The 15180-nt window shown below is 72.3% G+C and carries 12 protein-coding genes; 4 read left to right on the forward strand and 8 right to left on the reverse strand.

The window, feature by feature from the left end; translation table 11 throughout:
• Entirely contained in the window at positions 1 to 747 is a 747-nt protein-coding gene (locus tag Sru02f_RS27560; RefSeq protein WP_109029689.1) for a sirohydrochlorin chelatase, read from the forward strand.
• 13 nt (positions 748 to 760) lie between these two features.
• On the opposite strand, the gene Sru02f_RS27565 is transcribed toward Sru02f_RS27560, so the two are convergent.
• A complete protein-coding gene (locus tag Sru02f_RS27565) occupies positions 761 to 1309 on the reverse strand; it encodes a DUF1697 domain-containing protein (RefSeq protein WP_109029690.1) in 549 nt (182 codons plus the stop codon).
• 374 nt (positions 1310 to 1683) lie between these two features.
• Here Sru02f_RS27565 and Sru02f_RS27570 point away from each other — a divergent pair, with 374 nt between their 5' ends.
• On the forward strand, positions 1684 to 3954 hold the full coding sequence (locus Sru02f_RS27570; protein ID WP_109029691.1) for an MMPL family transporter: 2271 nt from the start codon (positions 1684 to 1686) through the stop codon (positions 3952 to 3954).
• Between the two features lie 79 nt (positions 3955 to 4033).
• Here the strand turns inward: Sru02f_RS27570 and Sru02f_RS27575 are convergent, their stop codons facing one another.
• The 5 genes from Sru02f_RS27575 to Sru02f_RS27595 form a co-directional block, all read right to left on the reverse strand.
• Entirely contained in the window at positions 4034 to 5290 is a 1257-nt protein-coding gene (locus Sru02f_RS27575) for a glycosyltransferase (RefSeq protein WP_109029692.1), read from the reverse strand.
• Entirely contained in the window at positions 5287 to 6069 is a 783-nt protein-coding gene (gene erm(O) / locus Sru02f_RS27580; RefSeq protein WP_109029693.1) for a 23S rRNA (adenine(2058)-N(6))-methyltransferase Erm(O), read from the reverse strand. Before erm(O) ends, Sru02f_RS27575 begins: the two co-directional genes overlap by 4 nt.
• Positions 6070 to 6412: 343 nt before the next feature.
• The gene (locus tag Sru02f_RS27585; RefSeq protein ID WP_109029694.1) at positions 6413 to 7705 is read right to left on the reverse strand and encodes an ABC transporter substrate-binding protein; all 1293 of its coding nucleotides are present in this window, start codon (positions 7703 to 7705) and stop codon (positions 6413 to 6415) included.
• Positions 7705 to 8538: a carbohydrate ABC transporter permease gene (locus Sru02f_RS27590; protein WP_109029695.1), complete on the reverse strand. Its 834-nt coding sequence runs from the start codon at positions 8536 to 8538 to the stop codon at positions 7705 to 7707. Before Sru02f_RS27590 ends, Sru02f_RS27585 begins: the two co-directional genes overlap by 1 nt.
• Positions 8535 to 9482, reverse strand: a complete 948-nt coding sequence (locus Sru02f_RS27595) for a carbohydrate ABC transporter permease (RefSeq protein WP_109029696.1) — start codon at positions 9480 to 9482, stop codon at positions 8535 to 8537. The genes Sru02f_RS27590 and Sru02f_RS27595 overlap by 4 nt, the downstream gene beginning before the upstream one ends.
• Before the next feature lie 161 nt (positions 9483 to 9643).
• On the opposite strand from Sru02f_RS27595, the gene Sru02f_RS27600 reads away from it, so the two are divergent.
• Positions 9644 to 10510: a phosphotransferase enzyme family protein gene (locus tag Sru02f_RS27600; RefSeq protein ID WP_109029697.1), complete on the forward strand. Its 867-nt coding sequence runs from the start codon at positions 9644 to 9646 to the stop codon at positions 10508 to 10510.
• A 37-nt stretch (positions 10511 to 10547) separates the two neighbouring features.
• Here Sru02f_RS27600 and Sru02f_RS27605 read toward each other — a convergent pair whose 3' ends face one another.
• Both Sru02f_RS27605 and Sru02f_RS27610 read right to left on the reverse strand, forming a co-directional pair.
• Complete coding sequence (locus Sru02f_RS27605) at positions 10548 to 11282, reverse strand: 3'-5' exonuclease (protein ID WP_109029698.1); 735 nt, start codon at positions 11280 to 11282, stop codon at positions 10548 to 10550.
• 114 nt (positions 11283 to 11396) lie between these two features.
• Positions 11397 to 12644 (reverse strand): SAV2148 family HEPN domain-containing protein, encoded by a 1248-nt coding sequence (locus Sru02f_RS27610; RefSeq protein ID WP_109029699.1) that lies wholly within the window; start codon positions 12642 to 12644, stop codon positions 11397 to 11399.
• Between the two features lie 365 nt (positions 12645 to 13009).
• On the opposite strand from Sru02f_RS27610, the gene glgX reads away from it, so the two are divergent.
• The gene (gene glgX / locus Sru02f_RS27615) at positions 13010 to 15118 is read left to right on the forward strand and encodes a glycogen debranching protein GlgX (protein ID WP_109029998.1); all 2109 of its coding nucleotides are present in this window, start codon (positions 13010 to 13012) and stop codon (positions 15116 to 15118) included.
• Positions 15119 to 15180 lie beyond the last annotated feature (62 nt).

Raw genomic sequence — 15180 nt, forward strand, 5'->3', positions numbered from 1 at the left:
ATGTCCGCACCGGGCCGCCCCGTACTCCTGGTCGTCGCCCACGGCAGCCGCGACCCGCGGCACGCCGCGACCGTGCACGCCCTGGTCCGCCGGGTGCGGGCGCTGCGTCCGGACGTCCGGGTGGAGACCGGCTTCCTGGACTTCAACGTCCCCTCCGTGCCGGGCGTCCTGGAGTCCCTGGAGACGGAGGGCGTGCGGGACGTGGTGGCCCTGCCGCTGCTGCTGACCCGCGCCTTCCACGCCAAGGCGGACATCCCCGCGGTCCTGGCGGCGGCGCCGCCGCGCCTGAGGATCCGGCAGGCCGAGGTGCTCGGTCCCTCGCCGATGCTGCTGTCGGCACTGGAGCGGCGGCTGTACGAGGCGGGTCTCACGCCCGCCGACAAGTCCTCGACCGGGGTCGTGCTGGCCTCGGCGGGGTCCTCCGACCCGGAGGCGATCGCAGTGATCGCTGAAATCGCGCGGGAGTGGCGGCACACCGGTTGGTGCGCCGTGCGGCCTGCGTTCGCCTCCGCATCCCTTCCGCGCACCGAGGACGCGGTACGGCAGTTGCGCGAGCTGGGCTGTGCGCGCGTCGCCGTCGCCCCGTACGTCCTGGCGCCGGGCTTCCTGCCGGACCGCATCGCGCGCGGCGCGGCCGGGGCGGACGTGCTGGCGGACGTCCTGGGCCCCGCACCTGAGGTGGCGCGGGTCCTGCTGGAGCGGTACGACGCGGCGCGGGTGCCGGTGGCGCTGGCGGTCGGGGCCTGAGGGCACGGGCCCCTCAGGCGCCCGTCAGCTCCACGAGTTTGGTGACCGTGTTCCAGTTGCGGCTGGTGGCGATCAGCCCCTTGTTGACGCGGGGTTTGGCGAGGGCCTCGGCGAGCTTGGAGCGGCCCAGGCCGTCCGGTGCGTAGAGGTACAGGGCGCGGTCGCCGAGGCGGAACTCCTCGGGACGGAAGGCCGGTGCGTCGATCGCCGCGAAGCGGTCCGCGTCGACGGGCGCGGAGAAGTACGTGACGTGCAGTTGCCTGCCCTCCAGTTCGGCGGCCGGGAAGGGGCACGCCTCGACCACCGACCTCAGGTAGGCGTGGTCGCGCACGATCACGTCCACCGGGAAGCCGAACCGCTTCCCGATCGCTTCCGCCAGCTCCGCGGCCAGCGAGTCCTCGTCGCCGTGCGCGGCGGCGAAGACGGCCTGTCCGCTCTGCAGATGGGTGCGTACGGCGTCGTGGCCGAGGGAGGTCAGCAGCGCGCGCAGGTCGGCCATCGGGACCTTCCGGCTGCCGCCCACGTTGATCCCGCGCAGCAGCGCCGCGTACATCGTCGTCATCCGCACACCATAGAACGGCCGTCGTGCCCCGTGGGGGTGGGCACGACGGCCTGGTCCGCGCCGGGCGGACGTGCGCGCCACTCTCGCCGATGCGGTGTGCGGGGTACAACCACTACACACCCCTGTGACTTAATCAACAACTCTTCCAAAAGGTGCCGGCACACCACCGCACCCTGATCAACGCCCCTGGGACCGCCCGGTAGATGTAAGGGGCCGGGATCCTCCTCAGCGGTGAGGGCGGCGGTACGGAGGGATGAGACGGCGCCGCCGCACGTCACCGAAGAGCACGACGCGACGGCCTTACGCGGCCCATACCTTCGAAACGCAAGGTGGCGGCAGGGGGCCGGCACCGCTCATGAGGGGGCAGGCCGGTCATGCGGAACCGAGAGACACGGGTGCGGGGCATAGCCGCCCGGGCGGGCGGCTGGAGTGCCCGGCACCGATGGGCCGCCGTCGGGATCTGGGTGCTGTTCGTCGTCCTGGCGACGGGGCTCGGTTCGGCGGCCGGCCGGGTCGACGTCAAGGACAGCGACCAGATGGGCGGCGAGACGCACACCGCCGCCCGGATCGTCGAGGACGCCGGGATCGACGAGCCGGCCGGTGAGACGGTCCTGATCCAGGCGAAGTCGGGTGACGTGAAGGCCACGGACGCCGAGTTCCGGGCCGCGGTCGACGCGGTCGTCACGGCGGTGGAGGGGACCGGGGAGGTCACCGGGGTCACCTCGCCGTACGACGCGAAGACGATCTCGGAGGACGGCCGCAGCGCGCTGGTGCAGTTCGACATGCGCGGCGAGGCGGACACCGCGGGCGAGCGGGTCGAGCCGGTGCTGAAGGCGGTCGAGGGGGTCCAGAAGGAGCACGAGTCGCTGCGGATCGAGGAGATCGGCGGCGCCAGCATGATGAAGACGTTCGACGACGCGTTCGGCGACGACTTCAAGAAGGCCGAGTACTCGGCGGTGCCGGTGGCGCTGGGCATCCTGCTCGTCGCCTTCGGCGCGCTGGTGGCGGCGCTGGTCCCGGTGGCGCTGGCGATCACCGCGATCATCGCGACGATGGGTCTGATGGGCCTGGTCAGCCACCTCCAGCCGATGAGCGAGACCGCCAACTCCGTGATGCTGCTGGTCGGTCTGGCCGTCGGCGTCGACTACTGCCTGTTCTACCTGCGCCGCGAGCGCGAGGAGCGGGCCGCCGGACGGGACGCGCGGACGGCGCTCCGGATCGCCGCCGCCACCAGTGGCCGGGCGATCGTCGTCTCCGGTGTCACGGTGTGCGTGGCGATGGCGGGCATGCTGTTCACCGGCATCGCCGAGTTCGAGGCGATGGGCCTGGCCTCGCTGATGGTGGTCGCGGTGGCCATGGTCGGCTCGGTGACGGTGCTGCCGGCGCTGCTGTCCCTGCTGGGCGAGCGGGTGGAGAAGGGCCGCGTGCCGTTCCTGCGCCGGCGCCGGCCGAGCGGCTCCGCGAGTGAGGGCAGCCGGTTCTGGACGGCCGTACTCAAGCGCGTACTGGCCAAGCCCCTGCTCGCCGCCGTGGTCGCCGTCGGCGCGCTGCTGGCGGTCGCCGCGCCCGCCCTGGGCATGAAGACGCAGAACCTCACGCTGGACCAGGAGTTCGGCGACTCGCTGCCCATCGTGCAGACGTACAACCGGGTCAACGAGGCGTTCCCCGGCGGGTCCGACCCGGCCGAGGTGGTGGTGAAGGCCGACGACATCAACGCACCCGAGGTGCGGGCCGCGCTCGCCGACTTCCGGGAGCGGGCGATCAGTTCGGGGGCCTCGCGCGGTCCCGTGGACATCACCGTGCACGACCGGCAGAACGTCGCGCTGGTGTACGTCCCGCTGGTCGGCGGCTCCGACCAGGACAAGGCGGGCGAGAGCCTGGACAAGCTGCGCGACGACGTACGGCCGGCGACGCTGGGCAAGGTCGACGGCGTCGAGGCGCCGATCACCGGTCAGGTGGCCGGCAACAAGGACTTCAACGACCAGCTCGTCGGATCGGTCCTGCCGGTCTTCGCCTTCGTCGTGGTCTTCGCCTTCCTGCTGATGCTGCTGTCCTTCCGCTCGCTGACGGTCGCGCTCACCTCGATCGTGCTCAACCTGCTGTCGGTGGGCGCGGCGTACGGCATCCTGGTCGCCGTCTTCCAGCACGGCTGGGGCGCCTCGCTGGTGGGCGCCGAGGGCGTGGGCGCCATCATCACGTGGCTGCCGCTGTTCCTCTTCGTGATCCTGTTCGGCCTGTCGATGGACTACCACGTGTTCGTGGTCTCCCGGATCCGCGAGGCGCGGCTGCGCGGGCGCTCCACCCGGGACGCGATCCAGCACGGCGTGGTCACCACGGCGGGGGTCGTCACCAGCGCCGCCGTCATCATGGTCGCGGTGTTCGCCATCTTCGGCACGCTGTCCATGCAGTCGATGAAGCAGATGGGCGTGGGCCTGGCGGCGGCGGTGCTGATCGACGCGACGATCATCCGGGGCGTCCTGCTGCCGGCCGTGATGTCGCTGCTCGGCGAGCGCAACTGGTACCTGCCGAAGTGGCTGCACCGGCTGCCCGACCTGACCCACGACGAGTCGCCCGAGGCGATCGCGTCGCCGGAGCGGGACGGCGAGGGCGAGCGCGGGGAGCGGGGCGAACGGGTCGGGGTCTGACCGGCACGCCGTCGCACCACGGCCGCGGGGCCCGTCGGTTCCGGGGGAACCGACGGGCCCCGCGCTGTGTTGCGCCGGATCAGCCGCGCGCGGCGGCCAGTTCGGCCTCGATGAGGTCGGCGGCCCGCCGGGTGCCGCCCTCCTGGGCCATCTGCGCCTGGATCTCCTTCAGCCGCCCCGCCGCCTCCGGGTCGTCGACCAGGGCGAGGGCGGCGGTGCGCAGCGCCTCGGCGGTGGCCTCCTCGGTGGCGAGGGTACGGGCGACGCCGAGGCCCTGGAGCATGTCGGCGTTGCCGAACTGGTCCGCGGCCTGCGGTACGGCGATCATCGGCGTGGCGGTGGCCAGGCCCTCCTGGCTGCCGCCCGCGCCCGCGTGGGTGACGAACAGGTCGGCCTGCTGGAGGATCGCCAACTGCGGTACCCACGTGCGGACTTCCACGTTGTCCGGTACGTCGCCCAGCTCGGCCGGGTCGACGTGCCGGCCGACCTGGAGCACGGTGTGCCAGCCGGGCAGCTCGCCGAAGGCCCGGACGCACTCCCGGTAGAAGGCGGGCTGCTTGGTGAAGGCCGAACCGAGGGAGACCAGGACGACCTTCTCCGCGCCCTCGGGACGGGTCCAGTCGCCCTCGCCGGTGCGGTCCCCCTGGCAGGCGCCGACGAAGGTGTACGCCTTCTCGTCCACCCGGTCGGCGTTGGGCTGGAGCGCCTTGGGGATCAGCACCAGGGAGCGGTCGGGGCGGCCGACGAAGGGGTCGGGGTGGTCGGTGATCCCGTTCTCCTCCAGCCAGGCGTGGAAGCGGGCGTAGTACGCCTGTCCGCGCTCGGTCTTCAGCGGCTCCTCCCACATCGGCTCACCGACCTCCTGCTCGTACCCCTCCCAGGCGACCATGCAGGGCGACAGGGAGATCACGGGCACGTCCCAGCGGCGGCCGAGGACGCGGGCGGTGTAGGAGGCGATGTCGTGCAGGATCAGGTCCGGCTCGTCCCCCTCGTACGCCTGGGCGAGCTGCGGGAGCGCCTGGATCGCGTCGTCCAGGAAGGGCTCCACGTTGTCCAGCAGGGTGCTCCCCCACGCCTCCGGGTCGGCGTCGGGGCCGGGCAGCGTGCTGTTCCAGAGCCTGGGTTCGGCGCCCGCCTCCGCGACCTTGTCCGCGAGCAGGGGCGGGATCGCGTAGGTCACCCGGTGTCCCCGCGCGACGAGCTCGCGGATGACCTCCAGGCTGGGGTTCACGTGGCCGTGGGCGGCGATGGAGAACATGGCGATGTGCGCGGGGCGAGTGGTCATGCGCCGACCGTACGCGAGACGAGACGTCTCGTGCAACTGCTTTCGTTTCACGCCGTCAGCTCCTCGTGCAGCCGCAGCCACCGTTCGGGGGCGACCTCGCCGACGAGGACACCGGGATCGAGCCGTGCGGCCCGGAACGCCGCGTCCACCCGGCGCCGCGGGTGGGCACGGCGCAGGGACGCGTGCAGTGAGCCGCCGACGCCCGAGAAGCCCAGCTCGACCAGGTCCGCCCAGGTACGGCGGGCGGCGGCGCCGGTGAGCAGCGGGGCGGGGCGGCGCTGGATGCGCAGGATGCCGGCGTCGACGCGCGGCGCCGGGCGGAAGCGGTGACGGCCCACCCGGCCCACCAGCCGCCAGTCGTGGTACGGCCAGGTCAGGACCGTGAGCAGGGTCCAGCGGCCGTAGTCGCCGGTGCGCTTGCGGGCGTACTCGAGCTGGGTGAGGAGGGTGGCATCGGTGAGGCGGGGCGCGGTCAGGCACCAGTCGACGATGTCGGCGGTGCGCGAGAAGGGCACGTTCCCGGCGACCGAGAAGGGTGTGCGCGGGGGCCGGGCGGCGAGGAAGTCACCGGCGACGACGTGGACGTGCGGGGTGTCGGCGAAACGGGTGCGGAGCCCGGGGACGAGCCGGGGGTCGATCTCGTAGGCGTGCAGTTCGCGGCTGCGGCGGGCGAGCGGCTCGGTGAGGGCGCCGTTGCCCGCGCCCACTTCGAGCAGCAGGTGCGGGCGCCGTCGGTCGGGGGCGGCGAGGCGCGCGACGTGTTCGGCGGTGGCGCGGTCGGCGAGGAAGTTCTGCGAGAGCGTGCGGGCACGCTGGGTGGGGCGGGCCATGGCCTGCGGTCCTTGTCTTCCGTGACAGGAGGGGGAAACGGGCAGCCGAAGGCCCTGACCGGAAGACGAAGGCAGAAGGGAATGCGGAGGCTCAGCCCCGCCGCACGCGGGTCGGACGCGTGGTACGCGTCGGGCGCGTCAGCGGCGGGGGGACCCCGGGCCGGTCAGGGCTCCGGGGCCGCGACGCATCCTGATGGAGTACGTGCAGCCCCGGCCGAGACCGGAGTTGATGATCGCGTTGAAAGCTGCCACGGAGGCGACGCTAGGTGGACGGGTGCCCGCCGGGCAAACCGTTTTCGCGCGGTGGTCGCCGGCGCGTGGCCGTCACCGGCGCGCGGCGGCCTCAGCGCTGGTAGCGGGCGAGCACCAGGTTCCCGTCCTCCTCCAGCCTGTGACGCAGTTCGTCCATCCCGATCGCTCCGCTGTAGTACTCCTGGAGCGCCGGGGTCGCCACCTTGTCCTTCCACTCGGCGTAGCCCCGTACGGACTGCGCGGGCGCCGGGCGCAGATGGGCGGCGAGCGCGGTGCCGGTGGCCCAGCCGCGCTCGGCCGTGTGCAGGGCGGGGTCCTTCAGGGCCTGCTGCCCGGTGGGCAGCATCCAGTCGCCGAGCGCGAGGCGCACCATGTTGTCCGGCTGGAGGAGGAAGTCGACGAACGCGGCGGCCTCCTCCTTGTGCGGGCTGTCCTCGGCGACGGACAGGGTCTGCGGGCTGACCCCCTGGGCGAGCCCGTCGGCGCCGGCCGGGGCGGGCAGCACCTGCCAGTCGAAGCCCTCGGGTGCCTGCTGCTCGATCTGCTGGCGGTAGGAGAAGCCGAGCGGCACCATCGCGTACTTGCCCGCGAAGAAGCCGGGCAGGGTGTCGGACCCGCCGCTGCCCAGGGTGGTCGGCGAGGCGCTGTGGTCGGTGTCGACCTGGTCGTGGACGGTGCGCGGCACCACCTGGTCGCCCTCCTCGAAGCGGACGGTCACCTTGCCGTCGGCGCCCCGGTGGAAGAGCTTGCCGCCGGTGGACAGGGAGAGGTTGAGCGTGGCGGAGACGGGCTCCTTGAGCGGCCAGGCCACCCCGTACCTGCCGTCGCCGCTCAGCTCCTTCGTCACCTGCCGGAACTCCGCCCAGCTCCAGGGGTGTTCCGGCGTCGGGATCCGGACGCCGGACTCCTCGAGCAGGGTGGCGTTGGCGATCAGCACCCGCGGCTCCTGGAGGAACGGCACTCCGTAGACGCCGTCGCCGAAGGTGACCGTCTCCCAGCTGTGTTGCGGTATGTCCGACCTCAGCCGCGCGGGCAGCAGTTCGGTGAGGTCGGCGAGGTAGCCGCCGTAGGCGAAGTCGGCGAGGTCGTCGGAGGCGTCGTGGATGATGTCGGGCGCCTCGCCGCCCTCGAAGGAGGTGAGCAGTTGGTCGTGGACGCTGTCCCAGCTGCCCTGGACGTACTCGACGCGCACGTCCGGGTGGGTGGCGTTCCACTCCCTTACCAGTTCCTTGTTGGCCTTCACCGACTCGTCCTGCCAGGCCAGGGACTGGAAGCGCAGGGTGATCCGGCCGTCGTCCGCCCCGTCGCCGCCGTCCGAGCAGCCCGCGAGCAGCAGGACGGCACAGGCCAGCAGGGTGAGGATCCTCGTACGCGTCCGCGTCATCAGCTCTTCACCGCCCCGGCGAGCATGCCGCCCGTGATCCGCCGCTGGATGAGGGCGAAGACCACCAGCGAGGGCAGGGTGGCGAGGAAGGCGGCCGCGGCGAGCGGTCCGAGGTCGGCGACGCCCTCGGCGCCGAGGAAGTGGGTGAGGATCACGGGCAGGGTCTGTTTCTCCGGGGTCTTCAGCAGGACCAGTGCGAAGAAGAACTCGTTCCACGCGGTGATGAAGGCGAACAGGGCCGTGGCCACGATGCCGGGCGCGAGCAGCGGCGCGGTCACCGAGACCAGGGTCCGCAGCCGTCCGGCGCCGTCGACCGCGGCCGCCTCCTCCAGCTCCCGCGGCACGGCGCGGACGTATCCGGTGAGCATCCACAGCGCGAACGGCAGCGACCACACGACGTACACCATCACGAGCCCGGGCACGGAGTTGATCAGGCCGAGGTTCTTCAGGACCAGGAACAGCGGGATGATCAGCAGGACGAAGGGGAAGGCCTGGCTGACCACGACCCACCCGGTGGCCGCCTTGGCGAGCCGGCCGCGGCGGCGGGCCATGACGTACGCCATCGGGGTCGCGATCAGCACCGCGATCACGGCGGCGCCGAGCGCGGCGAGCAGGGAGTTGAGCCCGGCCCGGAGCAGCGGCTGCTCGTCGAAGGCCTGCCGGAAGTTGTCGAGGGTGGGGTCCTCGGGGATCCAGGTGGGGTGCAGACTCGCCAGCTCGCGCGGCGGCTTGAAGGCGATGGAGATCAGCCAGAGGAACGGGAAGGCCAGGAAGACCAGGTAGGCGAGCAGCGCCGCGTACTGGCCCGTACGGGCCGCGGTCGAGGTCCTCACGCCTCGTCACCCCCCTTGGCCTCGCCCCGGAGCCGGCCGACGAGGAAGACCGCCAGCAGGATCGAGATCACGGCGACCATCACGCAGCCCATGGCCGCCGCGTAGCCGAACTGGCCGTAGCGGAAGGCCTCTTCGTAGGCGAAGAGCATGGGCAGCCGGGTGCGGCCGCCGGGACCGCCGTTGGTCAGCACGTAGACCAGGGCGAAGGAGTTGAAGTTCCAGATGAGGTTGAGCGCGGTGATGGCGAGCGCGACGGGCCTGAGGGCGGGCCAGGTGACCGTGCGGAAGCGGCGCCAGGCTCCCGCGCCGTCCACCGCGGCCGCCTCGTGCAGCTCGCGCGGGGTGTTCTGGAGTCCGGCGAGCAGGGCGACCGTCGTCTGCGGCATGCCGGCCCAGACGCCGACGACGATGACGGCGGGCAGGGCGGTGCCGAGGCCGCTGAGCCAGTCGTGGCCGTTGCCGAGGCCGAGGTCGCGCAGGGTCTCGTTGAGGATGCCCGCGTCCGCGTTGTAGACCAGCCGCCACATGATGCCGACGACGACCTCGGGCATCGCCCAGGGGATGATCGCCAGCGCCCGGGCCAGCCAGCGCAGCCGGAGGTTCTGGTTGAGCAGCAGGGCGAGACCGAGGGCGAGCAGGAACTGCGGCACGGTCACCCCGACGGCCCACAGCAGGCCGATCCGGAACGACTCCCAGAAGAGGGTGTCGTGCAGCAGGTCCCGGAAGTTCAGGGCACCGATCCACTCGGTGGGCTCCGTGCGGCCCGACTGGGCGTCGGTGAACGCCAGCAGGACGCCGTACAGCAGCGGCCCGACGCTGAGGACCAGGATCGGGATCAGCGCGGGCAGCACCAGGAACCAGGCGCCGTGGTCCGGCGCGCCCCGCGGGGCGTCCGGGCCGGGCGCACGGCGCGCCGGTCGTCTCGGCTCGGTCACCAATGTCACGTAATCAACCCCTATGCGCGGCTCGGACGGGCCTGGTCATGGTCGTGAAGTGACCGCGTCCCGTCAAGGGCCCCCGACATGCTCCCACCTGTGCGAATGGGACACTGACCGGCGGACGGCGGGAACCGGCACGAACAGCATGAACACGGAGGCACGAGACGATGGACGAGGCACGGGCGCGGGAGGTGCTGGCCGCGGCGGAGGTGCTGCCCGGTCCGGCGTCGGAGGCGCGGCTGCTGGCCCTCGGCGAGAACGCGGTGTTCGGCGCGGGTGACCTGGCGGTCAAGGTGGGCCGCGACGCGGAACTCCTCGGGCGGGCGCGCCGGGAACTGGCCGTCGCCCTCTGGCTGGAGGAGGCGGGCGTCCCGGCGGTGCGGGCGGCGGAGCCGACGGCGCTGTTCGTCGACGGGCACCCGGTGACGGTGTGGCGGCGGCTGCCCGAACCGGTGCGGCCCACCGAGCCCCGGGACGTGGCCGCGCTGCTCCGGCTCGTCCACGAGCTGCCCCTCCCCTCCTCCTTCGAGCTGCCGCCCCGCGAGCTGCTGGGCGGTGTGGAACGCTGGCTGCGCCTGGCGGGCGACGTGATCGACCCCGCGGACGCCGCGTATCTGCGCGGGCGCCGGGACGGCTTCGCGTCGGCGGCCGCGGCCCTCACCCCCCACCTGACGCCGGGTCCGATCCACGGGGACGCGCTGCCCCGCAATGTGCACGTCGGTCCCGACGGGCCGGTCCTGATCGACCTGGAGACCTTCTCCGCCGACCTGCGCGAGCACGACCTCGTGGTGATGGCGCTGAGCCGGGACCGCTACGGGCTGCCCGCCGAGGCGTACGACGCCTTCACCGCGACCTACGGCTGGGACGTGCGCGAGTGGGACGGGTGCGCGGTGCTGCGCGGCGCCCGGGAGACCGCGAGCTGCGCGTGGGTGGCCCAGCACGCCCCGAGCAACCCCAAGGCGCTGGCCGAGTTCGAGCGCAGGGTGGCGTCGCTGCGCGACGAGGACCCCGAGGTGCGCTGGTACCCCTTCTGACCCGGGGGTGTGCCGGGCCGGGCGGTGACGGGCCGGGTCAGACCCGCTCGTCGGCCGGCTCGCCGGCCAACTCGCGCAGCGGCCAGGTCCCGTCGACGACGGCCGTGGCGTCGCCCTTGCGGCGCAGGAAGCTCTGGAAGTCCGCCGCCCACTCGGCGTACCACTCGATCTGGCGGCGGTGCAGGTCCGCCGGGCCGAGGGCCGCGACCTTGGGGTGGCGGCCGGCTATCGCGCAGGCGAGCCGGGCCGCCGCGAGGGCGTCGGCCGTGGCGTCGTGGGCGGCGTCGAGCCGGACTCCGTACTCCCGGCAGACCGCTTCCAGGTTGCGCTTGCCCCTGCGGTAGCGGTCGACGGAGCGGTCGATCGTGTACGGGTCGATGACCGGTGCGGGGTCCAGACCGCCCAGCCGCTCGCGCAGGGACGGCAGCGCGTGGCGCCGCAGTTCGGCGGAGAGCAGGGTGAGGTCGAAGGCCGCGTTGTAGGCGACGACCGGGACGCCCGCCTTCCAGTGGTCCACCAGGACCGTGGCGATGGCGTCCGCGACCTGGTCGGCGGGCCGGCCCTCGCGGGCCGCGCGTTCGTTGCTGATGCCGTGCACCGCGACCGCGTCCGCCGGGATCTCCACTCCGGGGTCGGCCAGCCACTCCCGCCGGCCGAGCGGCTCCGAGCCCCTGACCTCGATCACGGCTCCCGTGACGATGCGCGCCTCGCGCGGGTCGGTGCCCGTCGTCTCCAGGTCGAAGCCGATCAGCAGCTCCCGGTGCCAGCCCATGGGCGGTCCCCCTTCTTGGTGGTGCGTTCCCCCAGTGGTCTCCACCCTCGCACGGGCCACTGACAATCAGAGGATCGCATTCCGCTTATCCCCGCACCGCCCCCGGGCCCGCCTTCACGACACCGGCCTCGAATCCGCCCACATCAGCTCGAATTCCTCACGGTAGGTGGGGAAAAGTCCGACCTCGTCGACGCGGTCCGACTTCACGACCTTTCCCCCGTTCCGCCCGTTGCGCAGGACCAGGACCGGCGCCTCCATGCCCCGGGTGCGGCGCAGGTAGGACTGCACCACCGCGATGCCGTCGGCGCCGTCGCCGTCGACGAGGTAGGCCGTGAAGCGGGGCGTCTCGTCGAAGACCTGGATCTCGAAGGCGCCCGGGTCCCGCAGCCGGGCCCGCACCCGGCGCATGTGCAGGATGTTCATCTCCACGGCGCGGCTCAGCTCGCCCCGCTTGATGCCCAGTTCGCGCTCGCGGCGCTTGATCGCGCTGGAGGCCGGGTTCAGGAAGAGCAGCCGCACCCGCCCGCCGCCCTCGGCCATCCGCAGCAGCCGGCGGCCGGAGAAGTTCTGCACGAGCAGGTTGAGGCCGATACCGAGGGCGTCCACGCGGCGGGCGCTGCCGAACAGGTCCTCGGCCGGGAACTGGCGCAGCAGCCGCACCCGGTCCGAGTGCACGGCGACCACGTCGGCGTAGCGGTCCCCGACCAGGTCCTCCACGGCGTCCACCGGGAGCCGGCGCGCGGACGGCACGTCGCTGCCCGCGCCGAGCACCTCGAGGAGCCGGGCCGAAGCCCGCTCGGCCTGGTTCAGGACCGCCTCGGACAGGGCCCGGTTGCGGGAGACGACGTTGCGGGTGACCTCCAGCTCGTCCAGGGCGAGTTCGACGTCGCGGCGCTCGTCCACGTAGGGCTCGAAGCAGGGCCAGTGCTGCACCATCAGCTCGCGCAGCTGGGGCAGCGTGAGGAAGCTGAGGACGTTGTCGTCGGCCGGGTCCAGCAGGTAGCCCTTGCGGCGGCTGACCTCGCGGACCGCGACGGCGCGCTGCACCCACTCCTGGCCGGCGGGCCCGGCGGCGGCGACCACCCAGTCGTCGCCGTGGACCGGTTCGTAGACCGGCCGCAGGACGGCGGCCACGACCGCGCGCAGCCGCTGCTCGACCAGGTTCAGCCAGATGTAGGCCCGGCCCGCCCGCTGCGCACGCGTGCGCACCTCGTGCCAGGACCCGGCGTCCCAGTCCAGTTCCGGACCGATCGCGCCCGCGTTCATCGGCCGCGCCAGGGACACCGCGCCGGGCGGGACGTCCGTGGAGTTCCCCTGGTGACCGTCGTCACCAGGAGGCAGCTCCAGCCCTCCCGAGCCCACCCGAGTACCGCCTTCCGCTCCCCCGGACACTGCCGGGGACACCCCGTCCCAACGATCAAGGAAGGGTACTCCGGTAGCGGTCCGCGGTGCAGCCCGATGGACGGGCCGGTTTTGCCAACTTGCTTGATCCCCGGCGGTGTTCCGGCCGCGCTCACACCGGGGAGTGAGCGGATTCATAGCGGTGACGTGGGAGGGGTACGACGCAGGGGGCCGGGCACCTGCCCGGGGCCCGGCCGGAGCAGAACGCCGGAGGGTGGGTAGGAGGACGTACGTGCTAGGTGGTCGCCTCACTTTCGGGGAGACTTCCGGGGGACTCGGAGCCAAGGCGTCCGCACCGGCGCCCCACACCTGAAAGAGTCGTGTTCATGCAGGTCTGGCCTGGAGAGGCGTATCCACTGGGTGCCACGTACGACGGCGCCGGCACCAACTTCGCGGTCTTCACGGAGGCCGCCGACCGAGTAGAGCTGTGTCTGCTGCACGACGACGGTTCGGAGACGGCGGTCGAGCTGCGGGAGAGCGATGCATTCGTGCGGCACGCGTACGTGCCGGGCGTGATGCCGGGGCAGCGGTACGGCTACCGCGTGCACGGCCCGTACGCCCCGGAGCGCGGACTGCGCTGCAACAGCGCCAAGCTGCTCCTCGATCCGTACGCGCGTGCGATCAGCGGGGAGGTCCAGTGGGGCGAGGAGGTGTACGGCTACCACTTCGGAGCACCCGAACGGCGCAACGACCTCGACTCGGCCCCGCACACGATGACGTCGGTCGTGGTCAACCCCTACTTCGACTGGGGCGACGACCGGCGCCCCCGGACGGAGTACCACCACACGGTGATCTACGAGGCCCATGTGAAGGGCCTGACCATGCGCCACCCGGGCCTGCCCGAGGAGCTGCGCGGCACCTACGCGGCCCTCGCGCACCCGGCGCTCATCGAGCACCTCACGGGGCTCGGGGTGACCGCGCTGGAGCTGATGCCGGTCCATCAGTTCGTCAACGACCACCGGCTGGTGGACATGGGCCTCAACAACTACTGGGGCTACAACACGGTCGGGTTCTTCGCCCCGCACAACGCCTACGCCTCCTGGGGCGACCGCGGCCAGCAGGTGCTGGAGTTCAAGTCCGCGGTCAAGGCGCTGCACGAGGCGGGGATCGAGGTGATCCTGGACGTCGTCTACAACCACACCGCCGAGGGCAACCACCTGGGCCCGACGCTGTCCTTCAAGGGCCTCGACAACCCCTCGTACTACCGGCTCGCCGACGATCCCCGCTACTACATGGACACCACGGGGACCGGGAACTCGCTGCTCATGCGGTCCCCGCACGTACTCCAGATGATCATGGACTCGCTGCGGTACTGGGTCACCGAGATGCACGTGGACGGGTTCCGTTTCGACCTCGCGGCCACCCTGGCCAGGCAGTTCCACGAGGTGGACCGGCTGTCGTCGTTCTTCGACCTGGTGCAGCAGGACCCCGTGGTCTCGCAGGTGAAGCTGATCGCCGAGCCGTGGGACGTGGGCGAGGGCGGCTACCAGGTGGGCAACTTCCCGCCGCTGTGGACCGAGTGGAACGGCAAGTACCGGGACACGGTGCGGGACCTGTGGCGCGGCGAACCGCGCACGCTGGCGGAGTTCGCGTCCCGGCTGACCGGTTCCTCCGACCTCTACCAGGACGACGGGCGCCGCCCGCTGGCCTCGATCAACTTCGTGACCTGCCACGACGGCTTCACCCTGCACGACATGGTGGCCTACAACGACAAGCACAACCACGCCAACGGCGAGGACAACCGGGACGGCGAGAGCCACAACCGTTCCTGGAACTGCGGTGCCGAGGGCGACACCGACGATCCGGCGGTGCTGGAGCTGCGGGCGCGGCAGATGCGCAACTTCATCGCCACGCTGCTGCTCTCCCAGGGCGTCCCGATGCTCAGCCACGGCGACGAGTTCGCCCGCACCCAGCGGGGCAACAACAACGCCTACTGCCAGGACAACGAGCTGGCGTGGGTGGCGTGGCCCGAGGACGGCCACGACCTCCTGGAGTTCACCCGCGCGATGGTCTGGCTGCGCAAGGACCACCCGGTCCTCCGCAGGCGCCGCTTCTTCCACGGGCGCCCGGTGCAGGGCACCCACGACGAGCTGTCGGACATCGCCTGGTTCACGCCGGAGGGCGCGGAGATGGCCCAGCGGGACTGGAACTCGGCACGGGCCTCCGCGCTCACGGTCTTCCTGAACGGCAACGCGATCTCCGAGCCGGGCCCCCGCGGGGAACGCATCGCCGACGACTCGTTCCTGCTGATGTTCAACGCCGCGCCGAGGCCGCTGGACTTCGTGGTGCCGGTCGACCACGGCCGGCAGTGGGAGGTGGTCGTCGACACCGCCCTGACGGCCGGGATGCCCGCGGGCACGGGCCCGAAGGTGCAGGCCGGGGACCGGCTGACCCTGCTGGACCGGAGCCTGACGGTGCTGCAGCGGCCGGTGTAGGGGGTCTCGCCCTGCACCCGTGCGGGGGACGGTGACAGGAATGGCGGCGGGGCGGGTACGTA

It is taken from the genome of Streptomyces rubrogriseus (assembly GCF_027947575.1).
Taxonomy (GTDB): domain Bacteria; phylum Actinomycetota; class Actinomycetes; order Streptomycetales; family Streptomycetaceae; genus Streptomyces; species Streptomyces rubrogriseus.

Coding starts and splice junctions, on each gene's coding strand:
- glgX (WP_109029998.1), top strand. CDS start 13,010: ATGCAGGTCTGGCCTGGAGAGGCGTATCCACTGGGTGCCACGTACGAC.
- Sru02f_RS27605 (WP_109029698.1), bottom strand. CDS start 11,282: ATGGGCTGGCACCGGGAGCTGCTGATCGGCTTCGACCTGGAGACGACG.
- Sru02f_RS27560 (WP_109029689.1), top strand. CDS start 1: ATGTCCGCACCGGGCCGCCCCGTACTCCTGGTCGTCGCCCACGGCAGC.
- Sru02f_RS27570 (WP_109029691.1), top strand. CDS start 1,684: ATGCGGAACCGAGAGACACGGGTGCGGGGCATAGCCGCCCGGGCGGGC.
- Sru02f_RS27585 (WP_109029694.1), bottom strand. CDS start 7,705: ATGACGCGGACGCGTACGAGGATCCTCACCCTGCTGGCCTGTGCCGTC.
- Sru02f_RS27600 (WP_109029697.1), top strand. CDS start 9,644: ATGGACGAGGCACGGGCGCGGGAGGTGCTGGCCGCGGCGGAGGTGCTG.
- Sru02f_RS27565 (WP_109029690.1), bottom strand. CDS start 1,309: ATGACGACGATGTACGCGGCGCTGCTGCGCGGGATCAACGTGGGCGGC.